The following is a 19,493-nucleotide window of genomic DNA, read 5'->3' as shown; positions in this document are numbered from 1 at the left end:
CTGTCGTTTGCTTGAGTTATTGAGCCCAACGCAGTTGCGTAGGCAAGGGTGAAACGGGTTCCGGCGCCGGCGGCTCGCCGGGCAGGGACAACACACGGTTGAGCACTTCGGTTTCCAGCGCGGCCAGGCGATGGGAGCCACGCACCCGAGGGCGCGGCAGCTCCACTTGCAGGTCGAGTCCAACTTCGCCGTCCTCGATCAGAATCACCCGATCGGCAATCGCCACCGCTTCGCTGACGTCGTGGGTCACCAGCAACACGGTGAAACCGTGTTGTTGCCAGAGACGTTCGATCAGTTGCTGCATCTCGATTCGGGTCAGCGCATCCAGTGCGCCCAGCGGCTCGTCGAGCAGCAACAGACGCGGCTGATGAATCAGCGCCCGGGCCAGCGCCACACGCTGCTTCTGCCCGCCGGACAGCGCCGCAGGCCATTCATTGGCGCGATCCGCCAGGCCGACGGCATCCAGCGCCTGCAAGGCTTGCGGGCGCCAGTCGCCCTTGAGCCCGAGGCCGACGTTGTCGATGATCTTTTTCCAGGGCAGCAGCCGTGCTTCCTGGAACATCAACCGGGTGTCATCCCGCGCATCGCTGAGCGGTGCAGCACCGGCGAGCAGATCGCCGCCAGTGGGTTGATCGAGGCCGGCGAGCAGGCGCAGCAAAGTGCTCTTGCCGCAACCGCTGCGCCCGACCACGGCGACGAACTGCCCGGCCGGAATGTGCAGATCGATGTCACGCAGCACCTGCCGCGAGCCGAAGGTCTTTTGCAGGTTGCGCACCGCCAGCGGAATTCCGCGCAGCAGGCGTGGAGGTTGTTGAGCGGTCATGCCGCACCTCCCTTGGCAACCTGATAGGCCGGATGCCAGCGCAGCCACACACGCTCAAGTCCACGGGCCGCGAGGTCGGCCAGTTTGCCGAGCACCGCGTACATCAGGATCGCCAGCACCACTACGTCCGTCTGCAAGAACTCGCGGGCATTCATCGCCAGGTAACCGATGCCGGAGCTGGCGGAGATGGTTTCCGCCACGATCAGCGTCAGCCACATGAAGCCCAGGGCGAAGCGCACGCCGACCAGAATCGAAGGCAGCGCGCCCGGCAGAATCACCTGCCAGAACAGGCTGAAACCGGACAGGCCATAACTGCGGGCCATCTCAACCAACGCCGGGTCGACGTTGCGGATGCCGTGATAGGTGTTGAGGTAGATCGGGAACAGCGTGCCCAATGCCACCAGGAAAATCTTCGCCGACTCATCGATGCCGAACCACAGGATCACCAGCGGAATCAGCGCCAGGTGCGGCACGTTGCGGATCATCTGCACCGAGCTGTCGAGAAGGCGCTCGCCCCACTTCGACAGGCCGGTGATGAAACCCAGCACCAGGCCGATGCTGCCACCGATGGTGAAGCCCAGCGCGGCGCGCCAGCCGCTGATTGCCAGGTGCGTCCAGATTTCGCCGCTGCGCACCAGGCTGACGCCGGCTTCGATCACCGCCACCGGCGCCGGCAGAATCCGCGTCGACAGCCAACCGGCCGACACCGACAACTGCCACACCGCCAGCAACAACACCGGCAACGCCCAGGGCGCGAGGCTGTGGATAAATTTCTTCATGGCGGCGCCTCAGCTCTGGGACGCGGCTTTGGGAAGAATGTCGTTGGCCACCATCTCGCCGAACGGGCTGACGTAACCGGCGCTTTTCGGCAATTCCGGGCGCTCGACGTCAAGGTGCGGGAACAGCAGCTCGGCGACGCGATACGACTCTTCGAGGTGTGGATAACCGGAGAAGATGAATGTATCGATGCCCAGATCCGCGTATTCCTTCACGCGTGCAGCCACGGTCGGGCCGTCGCCGACCAGCGCCGTGCCAGCACCGCCGCGCACCAGGCCGACGCCGGCCCACAGGTTCGGGCTGACTTCGAGGTTGTCGCGGCTGCCACCGTGCAGCGCGGCCATGCGTTGCTGGCCGACTGAATCGAACCGCGCCAGCGAAGCCTGGGCACGTTTGATGGTGTCGTCGTCCAGATGCGAGATCAGGCGATCTGCCGCTTGCCAGGCTTCAGCGTTGGTTTCCCGCACGATCACATGCAGGCGAATGCCGAAGCGCACGGTGCGTCCGAGCTTGGCGGCCTTGGCGCGCACCTGTTCGATCTTCTCGGCAACGGCTGCGGGCGGCTCGCCCCAGGTCAGGACCATTTCCACTTGTTCGGCGGCCAGATCCTGCGCCGCTTCCGACGAACCGCCGAAGTACAGCGGCGGACGCGGTTGCTGGATCGGCGGATAGAGCAATTTGGCGCCCTTCACGCTGATGTGCTCGCCGTCGTAATCCACGGTTTCGCCTTCCAGCACCCGGCGCCAGATCCGGGTGAATTCCACCGAGGACTGATAACGCGCTTCGTGATCGAGGAACAGACCGTCGCCGGCCAACTCTTCCGGATCGCCACCGGTCACCAGGTTGAACAGCGCACGACCGCCGGACAGACGATCCAGCGTTGCAGCCTGACGCGCCGCCACCGTCGGGGAAATGATCCCGGGGCGCAGGGCAACCAGAAACTTCAGACGCTGGGTCACCGGGATCAGCGACGCGGCCACCAGCCACGAGTCTTCGCAGGAACGGCCGGTGGGAATCAGCACGCCGCCGAAACCCAGACGATCCGCCGCTTGCGCGACCTGTTGCAGATAGCCGTGGTCGACGGCGCGGGCGCCTTCGGCGGTGCCAAGGTAATGGCCGTCGCCGTGGGTAGGCAGGAACCAGAAGATGTTGAGGCTCATGGAGTGGTCTCCTTGGGGATTCGATTTACTGGGCTTGGGTGACCGAGCTTTGGGCCACAGCGGCCGGTGGGGTCCAGATCACGTCCTTGATGCTCAACGGCTTGGGAATCAGCTTGAGCTGGTAGAAGGTGTCGGCGATTTTCTGTTGTGCGGCGACCACTTCCGGGGTCAGAAACAGCGCGCCGTAGCCCTGGCGTTTCACCGAGGTCAGGGTGATGTCTGCCGGCAGGCCGAGCAGCGGAGATACCTGTTGGGTCACGTCTTCCGGGTTGGCCTTGGACCACTCGCCGACGGCGCGCACTTCTTCCACGAGGGTCTTGATCACCTCGGGATTTTTCTGTGCGTAGGGTTTGGTCGCCAGGTAGAACTGATGGTTGTCGACGATGCCTTTGCCGTCACGCAGGGTGTGCGCTTGCAGTTGTTTCTCGGCGGCCGCCTGGTACGGATCCCAGATGACCCAGGCGTCGACGCTGCCACGTTCGAACGCGGCGCGGGCATCGGCCGGCGGCAGGAATACGGTTTGAATGTCGCTGTACTTGAGGCCGGCGTCTTCCAGCGCACGCACCAGCAGGTAGTGGACGTTGGAGCCTTTGTTCAGGGCGACTTTCTTGCCTTTGAGATCCGCCACCGATTTGATCGGCGAGTCTTTCGGCACCAGGATCGCTTCGCTGTTCGGTGCTGGCGGCTCGTAGGCGACGTAGAGCAGATCGGCGCCGGCGGCCTGAGCGAACACCGGCGGGGTTTCGCCGGTGACGCCGAAGTCGATCGAGCCGACGTTCAGGCCTTCCAGCAGTTGAGGGCCGCCGGGGAACTCAGTCCATTGCACGTCGACGCCTTGTGCGGCGAGGCGTTTTTCCAGGGTGCCTTTGGCTTTGAGCAGCACCAGCGTGCCGTACTTCTGATAACCGATCCGAAGCGTCTCGGCCTGAGCTTGAGTGATGGCGCCGAAGGACACAGCCGCAGCAAACAGAGCGACCAGACCACGACGCAAAAATACAGTGCGCATAGCGCTCTCCTTTTTGCTGTTGGGTTTTGGCTGCACCTGCTTGCCCGTTGGCGGGCGAGTAAGGCCAGTACTTCAAATTTCGATGTGACTAGAAAGCAGACTTAAATGCTCCAGCGAGCACTCAACAAACGTTCGTTCAACAGCCCCGGTTCCAGCGGCTTCGGCCGGCGGGCCATGGCGCTGACAAACTGGTCCAGCGCTTCATGCAACCGCTGCTCCAGCGCCGGCGCCAACTGCGCCTGGGCACTGCCTTCGCCGTAGGCGATCTGGCTGTCCTCGGCAAAAATCCCTTGCAGCATTTCCTGGGCTTTCAACGCCGACAGCACGGGTTTGAGGGCGTAATCGACCACCAGCATGTGGGCGATGCTGCCGCCCGTGGCCATCGGCAGAACAATCTTGTGGTTCAGCGCACGCTCGGGCAGCAGATCCAGCACGGTCTTCAGGGCACCGGAAAACGACGCCTTGTACACCGGCGTGGCGATTAGCAGGCCATCGGCGTTTTCAATCTGTTGCAGCAGGTCGAGCACCTTCGGGCTGTCGAAGCGGGCGTGGAGCAGGTCTTCGGCCGGGAAGTCCCGCACCTGATAACTCACCACTTCCACCCCTTGCTGCTGCAACCAGCGTTGCGAGCGCTCCAGCAACACCCCGGAGCGGGAACGTTGACTGGGACTGCCACCGAGTGAGACGACCAGCATTCAGACGATTCCTTGCGCGTTACAGGCGATTCGCGGGTTGCGATCTCGCTTCGATGTCAGTGACCTTACCAGCTGATTCATATATCCATAAATCATATTTATTCATTTGGTTATTCTTTATAGAGATATGCATTTCACTTTCGTACGGGCAAAAAAACAGGCCGTGAAAACGGCCTGAAACCCTGCATCGTGGTTCTGAATTCCGTGTTGCAAAGGCCGACGCCTTCGCGAGCAAGCTCGCTCCCACATTTGAAACGCAGCCCCCCAGTGGGAGCGAGCTTGCTCGCGAAAGCGGTGGCGGCTTTACCCTAAGGTTATTTGTTCGGCTGTGGTGTGAGGCGCAGGTACGGCTTCACCGCGCGGTAGCCCTTCGGAAAGCGTTGCTTGATTTCGTCTTCGTCTTTGAGCGACGGCACGATCACCACTTCTTCGCCGTCCTGCCAGTTGGCCGGGGTGGCCACCTTGTAGTTGTCGGTGAGCTGCAGCGAATCGATCACCCGCAGAATCTCGTGGAAGTTGCGCCCGCTGCTCGCCGGGTAGGTGATGGTCAGGCGGATCTTCTTGTTCGGGTCGATCACGAACAGCGAACGCACGGTCAGGGTGTCGTTGGCGTTCGGGTGGATCAGATCGTACAGATCGGACACCTTGCGATCGGCATCCGCCAGGATCGGGAAGTTGACGATGGTGTTCTGGGTTTCGTTGATGTCCTCGATCCACTTGTGGTGCGAGTCCACCGGATCGACCGACAGTGCAATGGCTTTCACGCCACGCTTGGTGAACTCGTCCTTGAGCTTGGCAGTGAAGCCCAGCTCGGTGGTGCAGACCGGAGTGAAGTCCGCCGGGTGGGAAAACAGCACGCCCCAGCTATCGCCCAGCCATTCGTGGAAACGAATCTTGCCGGCGCTGGAATCCTGTTCGAAATCGGGGGCGATATCGCCAAGTCTGAGGCTCATGGTGCGGCTCCTGATAAGGGGTTGGAGACCTCAACTGTAGCTCGGGATTCGCCATCGTTAAAAAGAATAAATAACGAGATATTTATATCTTTATAGAATATTAAACATCTGTTCACTGGACGCCCCGCAGCATCGCGACGAATATCGCCCTCAAGGTTCGAGAAGGCCTTGAGTTGCTGTAAAGAGGGGAACATCGGGAAAGGCTTACGGGGGTGAGCCGGACCCGAAAACGCAAAAGCCCCGTCCGGCGCGATGCCGGACGGGGCTTTTTTACATCTGGCTTTTTACATCAGTGCAGGAGCGCGCTATTACAGCAGCGGGATCGAGTAGCTGACGATCAGACGGTTTTCGTCCTGCGAACGGGTGTTCGGCAGGTCGGTGCGCCATACAGCGTTTTTCCACATCAGGCCGACGTTCTTGAACGGGCCTTCCGGCACGACGTAACCGATGGTGAAGTCGCGCTCCCACTCGGAACGGTTCGAAGCGCTTTCGCGACCATTGGTGCCAACGGTGTCGATCGAATCGCCTTTCAGGTAAACCACACCAGCGGTCAGGCCAGGTACGCCGACTTTAGCGAAATCATACGAGTAGCGAGCTTGCCAGGTTTTCTCGCCGGCACGGCCAAACTTCTGGATTTGCATGTCGGTGATAGTGTAGTTCGACGAACCGTCGCCCTGGTTCAGCCAAGGGAAGTCGGAGCTGCCGTTGGAAACCTGGTAACCGCCACCGAAGGTGTGACCTTCAACGGTGTACAGGAACAGGCCGCTGTACAGGTTGTTGTCGACTTCGCCACGACCGTTACGCACGCCGGTGTAGTTACCGGTGCTGAAGTACGCAGGATCAGTGCCGTTCTTGCCGTCGTCGGAGCTGTTGAAGTAACGGAAGTCAGACTTCAATACGCCCGGGCCGATAGCCCAGTTGTGTACCAGACCCAGGAAGTGCTGCTTGTAGAAGTCTTCCAGGTTGCCGTAGTAGTACTGGGCAGTCAGGTCTTTGGTGATCTTGTAGTCACCACCGGCGTAGATGAACTTGTTGCTGTCACGGAAGCCAGTGCCACGGCTGTTTGCGCCGCTGATGGACAGGTTTTCGTTGTTGCTGGAGTTACGGCCTTTCACGGCTTCGATCTGACCACCGACCAGGGTCAGGTCTTTGATTTCGCCGGAAGTGATCTGGCCGCCCTGCCAGGTTTGTGGCAGCAGACGACCGTCGTTGGTCACGATCACCGGCAGTTTTGGCTGCAGGGTGCCCAGTTTCAGTTCGGTCTGGGAGATCTTGGCTTTGGCAGTCAGACCCAGGCTGGAGAAGTTGTCCACGGCCTTGCCATTGGACTCGCTCGGGAACACTGTGCCGCCGTAGGAAGTTGCGGTCGCACCATTGGTGCCGCCACCCGAATCCAGACGCACGCCCAGCAGGCCGATAGCATCAAGACCGAAGCCTACGGTGCCTTGGGTGTAGCCGGAGATGAAACGCAGATCGAAGCCTTGTCCCCACTCTTCGTTCTTGTTGGCGCCAGCGCCATCACGGTTGTCAGTGTTGATGTAGAAGTTACGCAGCCCCAAGGTGGCCTTGCTGTCTTCGATGAAACCGGCTGCGCCTGCCTGCTGCGCAATAACCCCTACGGCCACGGCCAGGGCCAAGGTGGACTTGTTCATGTATCGCTCCTCTCGTTTCTAATTCTTGTGTTCCTGGTCCGGGGTCTGATGCCCCTGGATCCTAAGATGCGCGATTAGCGCCAGACCGTGACTGACAAGTCAATCGTAACCTTGTGTGTCTACGACCAAGGTCTAATCGCAGTTATTTGGTCCCTGCAGGGTAAAGACTTCCTGATAAACCCAAAAAGAATTATTTGATTCTTTTTAATTCATTTAAGGCATATGGCCTGATGATGGCCATCCTAGCCGGGATACAGCGTATCGGCGACTAAGCTCATTCCTAAATGGTATTTGTTGACCTTTTTTTAGATCGATTAGCTTTGGCGCAACCCCAAATCGTCAAACCCTATCGAAAAGGCGACGCCATGATGGCCAAACGCGCACTATCTAGTCAATTTGTTACAGTTTGTGTGTCGGCGCTGATTTCTTTTTCAGCCCATGCCGCCAACCTCACCGTGGGCTACCAGACCGGTATCGACCCGAGCAAAGTCCCCCAGGCCGACGGCGTCTACGAGAAGACCATCGGCGAAAAAATCGACTGGCGCCGGTTCAACAGCGGCCCGGAAGTTGTGACAGCCATTGCCTCCGGCGATGTGCAGATCGGCAACCTCGGCTCCAGCCCGCTGGCAGCAGCCGCTTCGCGCAATCTGCCAATCGTTGCCTTCATCGTTTCGGCACAGATCAATGCCGCCGAAGCGCTGGTGGTGCGTAACGGCAGCGGCATCAACAAACCCGAAGACCTGATTGGCAAGACCATCGCCACCCCGTTTGTCTCCACCTCCCACTACAGCTTGCTTGGCGCACTCAAGCACTGGGGCCTGGACACCTCGAAAGTCAAAGTAGTGAACCTGCAACCCGCAGAAATCGCGGCGGCGTGGAAGCGTGGCGACATCGATGGCGCCTTTGTCTGGTCGCCGGCGCTGGGTGAAATCCGCAAGACCGGCAAGACTTTGACCGATGCCGCGCAGGTCGGCCAGTGGGGCGCGCCGACCTTCGAAGTCTGGGTAGCACGCAAAGACTTTGCCGAGAAGCATCCTGAAGTCGTGGCCAAGTTCGCCAAGGTGACCCTGGACTCGTTCGCTGATTACGCCGCCCATAAAGACAGCTGGACGGCCGACTCGGTGCCTGTGCAGAAAATCGCCAAACTGACCGGTGCCAACGCGGCCGACGTCCCGGAATTGCTCGCGGGTTCGGCCTTCCCGGACGCCAGGGCGCAACAAACCACGGCGCTGCTGGACGGCGGCACGGCGAAGGCGATTGGTGAGACGGCGAAGTTTTTGAAGGAACAGGGCAAGGTCGAGAACGTACTGCCTGACTACTCGCCGTATGTCAGCGCGAAGTTTGTAGCCGAATAAACGCTATCGCGAGCAGGCTCGCTCCCACACAGGCTCAGTGAACGTTGTGGGAGCGAGCCTGTTCGCGATGAGGGCGTCACATCACAAAGACTTTTCGAAGATCTTCGAATTGCGCTGGTAGTTATAAAGAGAAGCCCGAGCCGCCGGCAGGCGTTCAACGCTGCTTGGCTCGAAGCCGCGCTCGCGGAACCAGTGGGCGGTGCGGGTGGTGAGGACGAACAGGGTTTTCAGGCCTTGTGCCCGGGCACGGGTCTCGATGCGTTCAAGCAATTCGTCGCCGCGACCGCCATGGCGATACTCAGGGTTCACCGCCAGGCACGCCAGCTCGCCGGCATCCGAATCGGCAATCTGATACAGCGCCGCACAGGCGATGATCATCCCTTCACGCTCGACCACACTGAACTGCTCGATCTCACGTTCCAGCACTTCGCGGGAGCGACGCACCAGAATCCCCTGCTCTTCCAGCGGGCTGATCAGGTCGAGCAAACCGCCGACGTCTTCAATCGCCGCCTCGCGCACCAGTTCGAATTGCTCCTGGGCCACCAGCGTACCGCCACCGTCACGGGTGAACAGTTCGGTCAGCAGCGCGCCGTCCTCGGCATAACTGACGATATGGCTGCGCGCCACACCGCCACGGCAGGCTTCGGCGGCGGCATCCAGCAGTTCCGCCTGATAGTTGCTGCCCAGACGTTGCAAGTGCGCCGGCACCTGTTGCGGACGCAGCTCGCGCACCAGTTTGCCGTTTTCGTCGATCAGACCGAGGTCGGCACCGAACAACAGCAGTTTGTCGGCGCCCAGATCGATGGCAGCGCGGGTCGCCACGTCTTCGCAGGCCAGGTTGAAAATCTCACCGGTCGGCGAATAACCCAGCGGCGACAGCAATACGATGGAGCGCTCGTCGAGCAGACGGTTGATGCCCTTGCGGTCGACCCGGCGCACTTCGCCGGTGTGGTGATAGTCGACACCTTCCAGCACGCCGATCGGCCGCGCGGTAACGAGGTTGCCGCTGGCCACCCGCAGACGCGAGCCCTGCATCGGCGACGAAGCCATGTCCATCGACAGCCGCGCTTCGATAGCGATGCGCAACTGGCCGACCGCGTCGATCACGCACTCCAGGGTCGCAGCATCGGTGATGCGCATGCCGTGGTGGTAATGCGGAGTCAGGCCGCGTGCGGCGAGGCGGGTTTCGATCTGCGGACGGGAACCATGAACCAGCACCAGCCGCACGCCGAGGCTGTGCAGCAACACGATGTCATGGACGATGTTGCCGAAATTCGGATGCTCCACACCGTCGCCCGGAAGCATGACGACGAAGGTGCAATCGCGGTGAGCATTGATATAGGGAGACGCGTGGCGAAGCCAATTGACGTATTCGGGCATGAACCTGGGCCTGTAATAAATAGCAGCCGGAAAAGGGGCGAAACGGAAAACGCACAGCGGGCTGATGGTTATCGTCGGAACAGGCTTGGCGACACGCGCGCTCTCCTCATGAATACGGGTGGGTGTTTGGGCAATTTATACAGCTTTGAGACAGTAATGTTCGATCAACTGCCGCAATAGATGCACGGTAGGCTGCAAACGTGACATTTCGAGGTACTCGTCCGGCTGGTGCGCACAGGCGATGTCGCCAGGGCCGAGCACGATGGTTTCGCAGCCAAGGCGCTGAAGATAAGGCGCTTCGGTGCCGAACGCTACCGCTTCGGCCGTGTGGCCGGTGAGTTTTTCGGCAATTCGCACCAGCTCCGCGTCTTCGGCCTGCTCGAACGGCGGCACTTCGGGAAACAGCGGCGCGTAATCGATCTTCACCTGATGGCGTTCGGCGACCGGGTTGAGCCTGCGCAAAATCTCGCTGCGCAAGAGCTTGGGGTCCATTCCCGGCAGCGGCCGCAGGTCGAACTCCAGCGAACACTGGCCGCAGATGCGGTTGGGGTTGTCGCCACCGTGGATGCAGCCGAAGTTCATGGTCGGCTGCGGCACGCTGAACTGCGGGTTGTTGAATTCGCGCTGCCACAGCAGGCGCAGGCCGCGCAGCTCGCCGATGGCGTCGTGCATCGCTTCGAGCGCGCTGTGCCCCAGACGCGGATCCGACGAATGGCCGCTCTGCCCGAGGATATCGATGCGCTCCATCATGATGCCCTTGTGCATGCGGATCGGCTTGAGCCCGGTCGGCTCGCCGATCACCGCCGCCCGGCCCAGCGGTCGCCCCGCTTCGGCCAGCGCACGGGCACCGGACATCGAGCTTTCTTCATCGCAGGTGGCGAGGATCAGCAGCGGTTGCTTGAACGGCTGATCGAGCAGCGGTTGCACGGCTTCGATGATCAGGGCGAAAAAGCCCTTCATGTCACAACTGCCGAGACCGACCCAGCGGCCGTCGACTTCGGTGAGCTTCAGCGGATCGGTTTTCCACAGCGCATCGTCGTAGGGCACCGTGTCGCTGTGCCCTGCCAGCACCAGCCCGCCGGGGCCGCTGCCGAAACTCGCGAGCAGGTTGAATTTTCCGGGGCTGACTTGCTGGATGTCGCAACTGAACCCCAAGTCGCCAAGCCAACCGGCGAGCAGATCGATCACTGCCCGGTTGGACTGGTCGAGGCCCGGCTGGGTGCAACTGACCGACGGCGCGGCGATCAGTGCAGCGAACTGGTCTTGCATGGACGGCAAAGGCATCGCTGACTCCAACTCCCGGATTGAGGTTCATCATAGAACCATCCGGCGCCGAGAATAAACCGCCGCAAAGCGTAGGAAGGTTCAGTCCTGTACACTGCACGACCTTGGCAGCCACACATTCCCCCGGCTGCGCTCCCGATCCTGGATTTTCCGGCCATGCAGAAAGAAACCGAAATCAAACTCCGCGTCAGCCGCGAAACCCTCGCCGCCCTGCGCGAGCACCCTCTCCTGAAAAAACGCAACAAAAGTGGCTGGGAACGCCGTGAGTTGATGAATCAGTACTTCGACACGCCCGAGCGTGACCTGGCCCGGGCCAAGGTTGCCCTGCGCCTGCGCAAGGACGGCGAAGAGGTGATTCAGACCCTCAAAACCCGCGGCCAGAGCGTCGCCGGCCTGTCCGAGCGTAATGAGTACGACTGGAACCTGCCCAAAGCCAAGCTCGACGTAAAGAAACTCGACGGCGAATGCTGGCCCGAGTCCCTCGCCGAGCTCGACAAGAAAACCCTGAAGCCGATCTTCACCACCGATTTCGTCCGCGAGCGTGCCGAAATCGCCTGGGGTCGTGGCAAGACCAAAGTGGTCATCGAAGCCGCGCTGGACCTGGGCCACGTGGTGGTCGGCAAGCAGAAAGAAGAAATCTGCGAGCTGGAACTGGAACTGCGCGAAGGCGAGCCTGCCGCGCTGTTGGAACTGGCCGCCGAACTGGCCGAAACCCTGGCCCTGATGCCGTGCGACATCAGCAAGGCCGAACGCGGCTATCGCCTGTATGACGCCAATAGCTACTCGCTGAGCCTGCCGGCGCCGACCATCACCGCTGAAACTCCGCTGGACGACGCCTTCACCGCCCTGGCCTGGCACTTGCTGGGCAGCAGCCAGCGTCTGGCCGAACAGTATCGCTTCAACGGCCACTGGCGCCTGCTGCAGGACTGGGTCGAAAACCTCGCAGAAATGCGCGCCCTGCTGAGCAGCCTCGGCCAGGCTGCACCGCGTCAGTCGACCCACGACCTGCGCGTTGCGCTGGATGCGCTGCTGGAAGACTGGCGCCCGCTGGTGCAGGTCGGCATCGAAGACGAAGACGTGCGCAAAGCCGCGCCGGAGCAGTTCCTGGAAGAACTGGAAGACCCGCGCTGGGGCCTGTTCTCGCTGAACGCTTCGCGCTGGTTGCTGGCGCGCACCTGGACGGCTGACCGCAACACCCGTGGCAATCGCCAGGGTGCCGCGCAGTTGCAAAGCTGGCTGCCGCGCCTGCTGGGCGAAGAAGCCACTTCGCTGCAATTGCAGCGTTATCAGCAGCAGCCGGAAGATCTGGCCGAGCAACTGCCGCGCATCGAGCGCATCCAGGTCTGGCTGCACCACGCGCGCAACGTGCTGGAAATCCCGGAAATGGATCGCCTGTACGGCGAGCTGAACAAACTGGCGCAACTGGCCAACGAGCCGACCATCACTGACGAGCTGCTCGATGCGCGCAAGCATCAGGCGATTGCGGTGTACCAGAATCGCGCCTGGAAAATGCTGCTGCGCATGTAACACCCCTTTCGCGAGCAGGCTCGCTCCCACAGGGAAATGCATTCCAACTGTGGGAGCCAGCCTGCTAGCGATCAGGCCAGCACATTCAGCGCAGTACCGGCAAACTCGTCGTCGACTTGATCTCCGACAACGCCACAATCGAGTTCACTTCCTGAATCCCCGGCACCAGCGACAGCTTCTCGAAGAAGAACCGCTCATACGCCTCGATGTCCGCCGCGACAATCCGCAACAGAAAATCCACCGCCCCCATCAGCACGTAACACTCCAGCACTTCGGGAAAGCCGCGAATCGCCTCGGTGAACTCTGTGAAGTTCGAACGGCCGTGGGCGTTAAGTTTGATCTCGGCGAAGATCTGCGTGTTCAGGCCGATCTTCTTGCGATCGAGCAAGGTCACCTGACCACGAATGATCCCCTCCTCCTTCATCCGTTGAATCCGCCGCCAGCACGGCGATTGCGACAGGCCGACCTGTTCGGCGATCTGTGCGCTGGACAAGGAAGCGTCCTCTTGCAGCAGGGCGAGAATGCGCCGGTCGTAGCTGTCCAGCTCGCTGTGCATAAATAATCCTCAAAATCTTCAAATGACGAATTGATCTATCCGATCAATCGCGTAATCAGCCCATCTTAGATAAGAAATGCCCGGCATCGAATGTAAAAATTCCTCCACTGATTCCGGAGACCTGCCATGCCACACCTCGAAGCCGTCAACACCCCTGCGCCCCGTGCCGATGTGTGGAACGCCAGCAACGCCCATTGCCTTGCGCAGTATCAGATCCTGGCCGAGGCGGAGCCGGATTTGCTGGTGCGGGTGCTGAACCTGTTCGCCTTGCAGTGCCTCACCCCGGAACAAGTCAATGTCCAGCGGCTGGACGATCTGCTGTCGATCGACATCGTCATGAGCGGCCTGAGCTGGCACCGCGCCCAGGTGATCGCGGAAAAACTTCGTAACCTGATCAGCGTCTGCTCGGTGAACCTGCAAAACCCCGACGCGGCGTGGGATGCGCCGGCGCAGGCGGCCGGCTGACAAGAACCGAAACGTCTTCGTCGGGTAGTGGCCCAACGGTCGGCGGGGCCACGACTATCCTTTGCGCACTGTCGTTCAAAAGGAGCCCGCATGTCCGTTCAACTCGCCACTCAGGACCGCTGGCTGGATCTCAATGAGGTACTGCGTGAACTGGTCGCCCAGGGTTTCATCTGCCAGGACTCGGCCGAGCAGGCGCTGAATGCCCGTCGCCGACATGCCGCCCACGGCCAGAAGCACCCGCTGGAATTCATCGCCAGCCAGCAACTGGACGACCTCAGCCGTCCGGGCAAACACCTCGACCTGGAAAGCCTGACCCTGTGGCTGGCGCAGCAGGCCGGCCAGCCGTACCTGCGGATCGATCCGCTGAAAATCAACGTCGCCGCCATCACGCCGCTGATGTCCTATGCCTTTGCCCAGCGCCACAAGATCCTCGCAGTGTCGGTCGACCGCGACGCGGTCACCGTGGCCAGCGCCCAGCCTTACGTCAGCGGCTGGGAGGCGGATCTGACCCATGTCCTGAAGCTGCCGATCAAACGGGTGGTGGCCAACCCGGCGGACATTCAGCGTTTCAGCGTTGAATTCTTTCGTCTCGCCAAATCGGTCAGCGGCGCCAGCAATGCCGATGCGCAGAGCGGCAACCTCGGCAACTTCGAACAACTGCTCAACCTCGGCGCCAGCGATCAGGAGCCGGACGCCAATGACGCGCACATCGTCAACATCGTCGACTGGCTGTTCCAGTACGCCTTCCAGCAGCGGGCCAGCGATATCCACATCGAACCCCGGCGCGAGCAAGGCACGGTGCGTTTTCGCATCGATGGCGTGCTGCACAACGTTTATCAGTTTCCGCCGCAGGTGACGATGGCCATCGTCAGCCGCCTGAAAAGCCTTGGCCGGATGAACGTCGCCGAGAAGCGCAAACCCCAGGATGGCCGGGTCAAGACCAAAACCCCGGACGGCGGCGAGGTCGAGCTGCGCCTGTCGACCCTGCCCACCGCCTTCGGCGAAAAAATGGTGATGCGGATCTTCGACCCGGAGGTGCTGCTCAAGGATTTCGATCAGCTCGGTTTTTCCGCCGATGACCTGCGGCGCTGGCAAGACATGACGCGCCAGCCCAACGGCATCATCCTGGTCACCGGCCCGACCGGTTCCGGCAAGACCACGACGCTGTACACCACACTGAAAAAGCTGGCGACCCCGGAGGTCAACCTCTGCACCATCGAAGACCCGATCGAGATGGTCGAGCCGGCCTTCAACCAGATGCAGGTTCAGCACAACATCGACCTGACCTTCGCCGCCGGCGTGCGCGCGCTGATGCGGCAAGACCCGGACATCATCATGATCGGCGAGATCCGCGACCTGGAAACCGCCGAAATGGCGATCCAGGCGGCGTTGACCGGGCACCTGGTGCTCTCGACCCTGCACACCAACGACGCGCCGAGCGCCATCAGCCGCCTGCTGGAACTCGGCGTGCCGCATTACCTGATCAAGGCCACCGTGCTTGGCGTCATGGCGCAACGATTGGTGCGAACACTATGCCCGCACTGCAAGGCACCGCTGACTCTTGATGAAGAAGACTGGCAAACCCTGACCCGGCCGTGGCAGGCGCCGCTGCCGGGCAATGCGCAACGGGCCATCGGATGCCTGGAGTGCCGCGACACCGGTTATCACGGCCGCGCCGGGGTCTACGAAATCATGCAACTGAGCGACAGCCTCAAGGCCTTGATCAGCCCCGACACCGACCTCACCGCAGTCCGTCGTCAGGCGTTCAAGGAAGGCATGCGCAGCCTGCGATTGTCCGGCGCACAGAAAATCGCGGCCGGGCTGACGACGATTGAAGAAGTGTTGCGGGTGACACCACAGAGCGAGCAGAAATAGCCGCTCACGGAACCGGATCGGGGAAACGGCGATCCAACCGGTTATTCAACACCAGTGGAGTCACCCAACATGCGTCTCAAACTTGCTGTCGCCACCCTTGCCCTGCTGTCTCTGCCCGTCGGTTCGGCAATGGCCGACAGCTTTTGGCGTAACGTCATTTCGTCCGGTGCGACCACCGGCTCGACCTACCTGACCTTCAAGGATCACAAACTGATCGTTGCCGCCCAGGACGATGCTGGCAGTTTCGTCGCCAGCGATGGCGGCATCCGTGGCCCGTACCTGGAAGCCGCGATGCAGAAAGTCCGCGCCGACAATCCGGGCCTGCAGGCAACGGACATGGAACTGGCGAACGCGATTCTGGCGAAGAACGCCGTGGCGTCGGAATAAGAGGCTCAACAAAAAATGCCGCTCACAATGAGCGGCATTTTTTTGCCCGCAATTTCAAATTCACCATAGCCCCCTGTGGGAGCGGGCTTGCCCGCGAAAGCGAATGCTCATTCAACATCTTTGTTGACTGATACACCGTTTTCGTCGGATCGCCGCCCGGAGCAAGCTCGCTCCCACAGGGTCGAGGTATACGCAAAAGATCAGCGGTAATCGTCCACCGGCACACAGGCGCAGAACAGGTTGCGGTCGCCGTAGACGTTATCGACCCGGTTCACTGCAGGCCAATATTTGTTCGCCTTGGTGTGCGCATCCGGCGTGATGCCCTGCTCGATGCTGTATGGCCGTTCCCACACGCCGGTGATATCGGCCAGGGTGTGCGGGGCCCGTTTGAGTGGGTTGTCCTCGGCCGGCCAGTTGCCGTTCTGCACCTCGGTGATTTCTGCGCGGATGCTCAACATGGCGCCGATGAAGCGATCCAGTTCAGCCTTGGACTCACTCTCGGTCGGCTCGACCATCAAGGTGCCCGGCACCGGGAACGACATGGTCGGCGCATGGAAGCCGTAATCCATCAGGCGCTTGGCGACGTCTTCCTCGCTGATGCCGGTCTGCGCTTTCAGCGGCCGCAGATCCAGAATGCACTCGTGGGCGACACGCTCATTGCGACCGGTATACAGAACGGGGAAAGCACCGGACAGGTGCTGCGCCAGGTAATTCGCCGCGAGGATCGCCACTTCACTGGCATCCGCCAGTTGTGGCCCCATCATCGCGATGTACATCCAGCTGATCGGCAGAATGCTCGCACTGCCCCATGGTGCGGCGCTGACCGCACCGTTCTGCGGTTGCGGCCCGTCGATCGGGATCACCGGATGGTTGGCAACGAAAGGTGCCAGATGCGCACGCACGCCAATCGGCCCCATGCCCGGCCCGCCCCCGCCGTGGGGAATGCAGAAGGTCTTGTGCAGGTTCATGTGCGACACGTCGGCGCCGATGTCCGCCGGCCGCGCCAGCCCGACCTGAGCGTTGAGGTTGGCGCCGTCCATGTACACCTGACCGCCATGCTTGTGGATAACTTCGCAAATTTCGCTGATGCCCTCCTCGTACACGCCATGGGTCGACGGGTAGGTCGCCATCAGGCACGACAGCTTGGCCCCGGCCTCGGACGCCTTGGCTTTCAAGTCCTCCAGATCGACGTTGCCGGCGTCGTCACACTCGACAATCACCACGCGCATCCCGGCCATCTGCGCCGAGGCCGGGTTGGTGCCGTGGGCCGACGAAGGAATCAGGCAGATGTCGCGTCCACCCTGCTGGCGGCTCTCGTGGTATTTGCGGATAGCCAGCAGCCCGGCGTACTCGCCCTGTGCACCGGAATTGGGCTGCATACAGATTGAATCGAACCCGGTGATCGCGCACAGCCAGCGTTCCAGTTCCTCGATCATCAGCGTGTAACCAACGGCCTGCTCCCGGGGCACGAACGGGTGCAGATTGGCGAATTGCGGCCAGGTGATCGGGATCATTTCACTGGTGGCGTTGAGCTTCATGGTGCAGGAGCCCAGTGGAATCATCGACTGGTTGAGCGCCAGATCCTTGTTTTCCAGTTGCTTGAGGTAGCGCAGCATCTCGGTTTCGCTGTGGTGGGCGTTGAACACCGGGTGACGCAGGTACGGCGTGCTGCGTTGCAGCGTGTCGGGAATGCCGCAGGCCAGCGTTTCGGCGTCGAGATCATCGACGCTCAACCCGTGATCGGCGCCCAGCAGCACATCGAACAGTCTGGCCACGGTGTTTTCATCACAGGCCTCGTCGAGGCTCAGACCCAGTTGGCCACGACCGAGAATGCGCAGGTTGATCTGCGCGGCCTGGGCGCTTTCGATGATCGCGGTTTGCGCCCCGCCCACGTCCAGCGTGAGGGTATCGAAGAAGTGTTGGTTGAGGCGCTTGATGCCATGGCGTTCAAGCCCGGCGGCGAGAATGCAGGTCAGTCGGTGCACGCGCTGGGCGATTCGTTTCAGCCCGTCCGGGCCATGATAGACCGCATAGAAACTGGCGATGTTGGCCAGCAAGACCTGGGCGGTGCAGATGTTCGAATTGGCCTTCTCCCGGCGAATGTGCTGTTCGCGAGTTTGCAGGGCCATACGCAGCGCGACGTTGCCGCGGGCATCTTTCGACACGCCGATGATCCGTCCGGGAATCGCCCGTTTGTATTCCTCGCGACTGGCGAAAAACGCCGCGTGCGGACCGCCGTAACCCATCGGCACGCCGAAGCGTTGGGATGAGCCGAACACCACGTCGGCACCCAACTCGCCCGGCGGGGTCAGCAGCAACAGACTGAGCAGATCGGCCGCCACGCACGCCAGCGCCTGTTGCGCGTGCAGGTGATCGATCAGCGGCCGCAGGTCGCGGATCTCGCCGTGGGTGTCGGGGTATTGCAGCAGCGCGCCGAACACCTGGTGCTGCTTCAAGTTATCCACAGTGTCGACGATCAGCTCGAAGCCGAAGCCTTCGGCGCGGGTCTGCACCACGGAAATGGTCTGGGGATGACAGTTTTCGTCGACGAAGAACAGATTGCTTTTCGACTTCGCCACACGTTTGGCCAGGGCCATGGCTTCCGCCGCCGCGGTGGCTTCATCGAGCAGCGAAGCGTTGGCCAGCTCAAGGCCGGTGAGGTCGATGGTCAGTTGCTGAAAGTTGAGCAACGCTTCGAGCCGGCCTTGGGCGATTTCCGGTTGATAAGGCGTGTAGGCTGTGTACCAGCCGGGATTTTCCAGCACGTTGCGCAGGATGACGGTCGGCGTCAGGGTGCCGTGGTAGCCCATGCCGATCAGGCTGGTCCAGACCTGGTTCTGCTCGGCGTAACCGCGCAGCTTTGCCAGCGCCGCCTGTTCGTCCAGCGCCGGCGGCAGGTCCAGCTCGCGGTTGAGGCGAATGCCCGGCGGCACGGTCTGTTCGATCAGCTCGACCCGGCTGCCGAGACCGAGGCTGTCGAGCATCGCCTGTTGCTCGGCGGCATCGGGGCCGAGGTGGCGGCGCAGAAAGGCATGGGGATCGCGTAACTGGCTCAGGGATGGCAACTGGGACATGACGGGCTCTCTCTTGGCTGGCGGCTCGGCGTCAATGCAACACGGTCAAACCAGCATAGCAGCCACCCCGACGGCAAAAGTCCCGGGCAGAAAAAAGCCCCGACGGGTCGGGGCTTTGGGATCTCGCCTGCAGCTTATTCGCCGATGGCAGCCTTGTAGGCGGCAGCGTCGAGCAGCTTGTCCAGCTCGGCCTTGTCGCTTGGCTTGAGCTTGAAGATCCACGCGGTGTACGGGTCTTCGTTCAGCAGTTCAGGCGAATCCGCCAGTTCTTCGTTGACCGCGAACACTTCACCGCTGACCGGAGAGTAGATGTCGGAAGCGGCCTTGACCGACTCGACGACACCAGCCGCATCACCGGCGGCGAATACCTTGCCCACTTCTGCCAGCTCGACAAACACCACATCACCCAACGCTTCCTGGGCGTGATCGCTGATGCCCACGGTGACGGTGCCGTCGGCTTCCAGACGCGCCCATTCATGACTTTCGGCAAAACGCAGTTCAGCTGGGATGTTGCTCATGCTCGG

Annotated in this window: 17 protein-coding genes; 5 read left to right on the top strand and 12 right to left on the bottom strand. The window is 61.4% G+C overall.

Annotated features, from left to right (window positions below; all coding sequences use genetic code 11):
* Window positions 1-16 precede the first annotated feature (16 nt).
* The 7 genes from ssuB to N8H71_RS05685 all read right to left on the bottom strand — a co-directional run bounded on the left by ssuB (window position 17) and on the right by N8H71_RS05685 (window position 7,066).
* Window positions 17-823 (bottom strand): aliphatic sulfonates ABC transporter ATP-binding protein, encoded by an 807-nt coding sequence (gene ssuB, locus N8H71_RS05715; RefSeq protein ID WP_102685820.1) that lies wholly within the window; start codon window positions 821-823, stop codon window positions 17-19.
* The gene (ssuC, locus tag N8H71_RS05710; RefSeq protein WP_007953525.1) at window positions 820-1,602 is read right to left on the bottom strand and encodes an aliphatic sulfonate ABC transporter permease SsuC; all 783 of its coding nucleotides are present in this window, start codon (window positions 1,600-1,602) and stop codon (window positions 820-822) included. The genes ssuB and ssuC overlap by 4 nt, the downstream gene beginning before the upstream one ends.
* A 9-nt stretch (window positions 1,603-1,611) precedes the next feature.
* Window positions 1,612-2,760, bottom strand: coding sequence for an FMNH2-dependent alkanesulfonate monooxygenase (gene ssuD, locus N8H71_RS05705; protein WP_262193233.1), 1,149 nt, complete (start codon window positions 2,758-2,760; stop codon window positions 1,612-1,614).
* Window positions 2,761-2,785: 25 nt separating this feature from the next.
* Complete coding sequence (locus tag N8H71_RS05700; protein ID WP_011336453.1) at window positions 2,786-3,766, bottom strand: sulfonate ABC transporter substrate-binding protein; 981 nt, start codon at window positions 3,764-3,766, stop codon at window positions 2,786-2,788.
* Window positions 3,767-3,867: 101 nt separating this feature from the next.
* The gene (ssuE, locus tag N8H71_RS05695) at window positions 3,868-4,461 is read right to left on the bottom strand and encodes an NADPH-dependent FMN reductase (RefSeq protein ID WP_011336454.1); all 594 of its coding nucleotides are present in this window, start codon (window positions 4,459-4,461) and stop codon (window positions 3,868-3,870) included.
* A gap of 314 nt (window positions 4,462-4,775) precedes the next feature.
* Window positions 4,776-5,414, bottom strand: coding sequence for a peroxiredoxin (locus N8H71_RS05690; protein ID WP_262193232.1), 639 nt, complete (start codon window positions 5,412-5,414; stop codon window positions 4,776-4,778).
* 308 nt (window positions 5,415-5,722) lie between these two features.
* Window positions 5,723-7,066 (bottom strand): OprD family porin, encoded by a 1,344-nt coding sequence (locus tag N8H71_RS05685; protein ID WP_262193231.1) that lies wholly within the window; start codon window positions 7,064-7,066, stop codon window positions 5,723-5,725.
* A gap of 365 nt (window positions 7,067-7,431) precedes the next feature.
* Between N8H71_RS05685 and tauA the strand changes: the two genes are divergently transcribed.
* A complete protein-coding gene (tauA, locus tag N8H71_RS05680; protein WP_431768302.1) occupies window positions 7,432-8,421 on the top strand; it encodes a taurine ABC transporter substrate-binding protein in 990 nt (329 codons plus the stop codon).
* Between the two features lie 81 nt (window positions 8,422-8,502).
* Here tauA and argA read toward each other — a convergent pair whose 3' ends face one another.
* Window positions 8,503-9,801 carry an amino-acid N-acetyltransferase gene (gene argA / locus N8H71_RS05675; protein WP_007951778.1) on the bottom strand — a complete coding sequence of 433 codons (1,299 nt, stop codon included), beginning with the start codon at window positions 9,799-9,801 and terminating at the stop codon, window positions 8,503-8,505.
* Window positions 9,802-9,936: 135 nt separating this feature from the next.
* Window positions 9,937-11,085 (bottom strand): acetylornithine deacetylase, encoded by a 1,149-nt coding sequence (gene argE, locus N8H71_RS05670; protein WP_085605996.1) that lies wholly within the window; start codon window positions 11,083-11,085, stop codon window positions 9,937-9,939.
* Between the two features lie 156 nt (window positions 11,086-11,241).
* Here argE and N8H71_RS05665 point away from each other — a divergent pair, with 156 nt between their 5' ends.
* Complete coding sequence (locus N8H71_RS05665) at window positions 11,242-12,612, top strand: inorganic triphosphatase (RefSeq protein WP_262193230.1); 1,371 nt, start codon at window positions 11,242-11,244, stop codon at window positions 12,610-12,612.
* An 85-nt stretch (window positions 12,613-12,697) separates the two neighbouring features.
* Here N8H71_RS05665 and N8H71_RS05660 read toward each other — a convergent pair whose 3' ends face one another.
* The gene (locus N8H71_RS05660) at window positions 12,698-13,168 is read right to left on the bottom strand and encodes an Lrp/AsnC family transcriptional regulator (RefSeq protein WP_007951785.1); all 471 of its coding nucleotides are present in this window, start codon (window positions 13,166-13,168) and stop codon (window positions 12,698-12,700) included.
* Window positions 13,169-13,294: 126 nt separating this feature from the next.
* On the opposite strand from N8H71_RS05660, the gene N8H71_RS05655 reads away from it, so the two are divergent.
* From N8H71_RS05655 to N8H71_RS05645, 3 genes are all read left to right on the top strand, one after another.
* Window positions 13,295-13,633: a hypothetical protein gene (locus N8H71_RS05655; RefSeq protein ID WP_129973008.1), complete on the top strand. Its 339-nt coding sequence runs from the start codon at window positions 13,295-13,297 to the stop codon at window positions 13,631-13,633.
* Window positions 13,634-13,723: 90 nt separating this feature from the next.
* Window positions 13,724-15,508 (top strand): GspE/PulE family protein, encoded by a 1,785-nt coding sequence (locus tag N8H71_RS05650; RefSeq protein WP_262193229.1) that lies wholly within the window; start codon window positions 13,724-13,726, stop codon window positions 15,506-15,508.
* A 69-nt stretch (window positions 15,509-15,577) separates the two neighbouring features.
* Window positions 15,578-15,895: a DUF2388 domain-containing protein gene (locus N8H71_RS05645; protein ID WP_007951791.1), complete on the top strand. Its 318-nt coding sequence runs from the start codon at window positions 15,578-15,580 to the stop codon at window positions 15,893-15,895.
* A gap of 200 nt (window positions 15,896-16,095) precedes the next feature.
* Here the strand turns inward: N8H71_RS05645 and gcvP are convergent, their stop codons facing one another.
* Both gcvP and gcvH read right to left on the bottom strand, forming a co-directional pair.
* The gene (gene gcvP / locus N8H71_RS05640) at window positions 16,096-18,969 is read right to left on the bottom strand and encodes an aminomethyl-transferring glycine dehydrogenase (protein WP_262193228.1); all 2,874 of its coding nucleotides are present in this window, start codon (window positions 18,967-18,969) and stop codon (window positions 16,096-16,098) included.
* Window positions 18,970-19,103: 134 nt separating this feature from the next.
* Window positions 19,104-19,487, bottom strand: coding sequence for a glycine cleavage system protein GcvH (gene gcvH / locus N8H71_RS05635; protein WP_262193227.1), 384 nt, complete (start codon window positions 19,485-19,487; stop codon window positions 19,104-19,106).
* Window positions 19,488-19,493: the final 6 nt, after the last annotated feature.

This window comes from Pseudomonas koreensis (genome assembly GCF_025447595.1).
Classification (GTDB): Bacteria; Pseudomonadota; Gammaproteobacteria; order Pseudomonadales; family Pseudomonadaceae; genus Aquipseudomonas; species Aquipseudomonas koreensis_H.
Note: the sequence above shows the minus strand (reverse complement) of the source record. Positions and strands in the feature narration are given on the sequence as shown.

Excerpts from the sequence above, each read along its gene's own strand:
- ssuB (WP_102685820.1), bottom strand. The coding sequence starts at position 823 with ATGACCGCTCAACAACCTCCACGCCTGCTGCGCGGAATTCCGCTGGCG.
- ssuC (WP_007953525.1), bottom strand. The coding sequence starts at position 1,602 with ATGAAGAAATTTATCCACAGCCTCGCGCCCTGGGCGTTGCCGGTGTTG.
- ssuD (WP_262193233.1), bottom strand. The coding sequence starts at position 2,760 with ATGAGCCTCAACATCTTCTGGTTCCTGCCTACCCACGGCGACGGCCAT.
- N8H71_RS05700 (WP_011336453.1), bottom strand. The coding sequence starts at position 3,766 with ATGCGCACTGTATTTTTGCGTCGTGGTCTGGTCGCTCTGTTTGCTGCG.
- ssuE (WP_011336454.1), bottom strand. The coding sequence starts at position 4,461 with ATGCTGGTCGTCTCACTCGGTGGCAGTCCCAGTCAACGTTCCCGCTCC.
- N8H71_RS05690 (WP_262193232.1), bottom strand. The coding sequence starts at position 5,414 with ATGAGCCTCAGACTTGGCGATATCGCCCCCGATTTCGAACAGGATTCC.
- N8H71_RS05685 (WP_262193231.1), bottom strand. The coding sequence starts at position 7,066 with ATGAACAAGTCCACCTTGGCCCTGGCCGTGGCCGTAGGGGTTATTGCG.
- tauA (WP_431768302.1), top strand. The coding sequence starts at position 7,432 with ATGATGGCCAAACGCGCACTATCTAGTCAATTTGTTACAGTTTGTGTG.
- argA (WP_007951778.1), bottom strand. The coding sequence starts at position 9,801 with ATGCCCGAATACGTCAATTGGCTTCGCCACGCGTCTCCCTATATCAAT.
- argE (WP_085605996.1), bottom strand. The coding sequence starts at position 11,085 with ATGCCTTTGCCGTCCATGCAAGACCAGTTCGCTGCACTGATCGCCGCG.
- N8H71_RS05665 (WP_262193230.1), top strand. The coding sequence starts at position 11,242 with ATGCAGAAAGAAACCGAAATCAAACTCCGCGTCAGCCGCGAAACCCTC.
- N8H71_RS05660 (WP_007951785.1), bottom strand. The coding sequence starts at position 13,168 with ATGCACAGCGAGCTGGACAGCTACGACCGGCGCATTCTCGCCCTGCTG.
- N8H71_RS05655 (WP_129973008.1), top strand. The coding sequence starts at position 13,295 with ATGCCACACCTCGAAGCCGTCAACACCCCTGCGCCCCGTGCCGATGTG.
- N8H71_RS05650 (WP_262193229.1), top strand. The coding sequence starts at position 13,724 with ATGTCCGTTCAACTCGCCACTCAGGACCGCTGGCTGGATCTCAATGAG.
- N8H71_RS05645 (WP_007951791.1), top strand. The coding sequence starts at position 15,578 with ATGCGTCTCAAACTTGCTGTCGCCACCCTTGCCCTGCTGTCTCTGCCC.
- gcvP (WP_262193228.1), bottom strand. The coding sequence starts at position 18,969 with ATGTCCCAGTTGCCATCCCTGAGCCAGTTACGCGATCCCCATGCCTTT.
- gcvH (WP_262193227.1), bottom strand. The coding sequence starts at position 19,487 with ATGAGCAACATCCCAGCTGAACTGCGTTTTGCCGAAAGTCATGAATGG.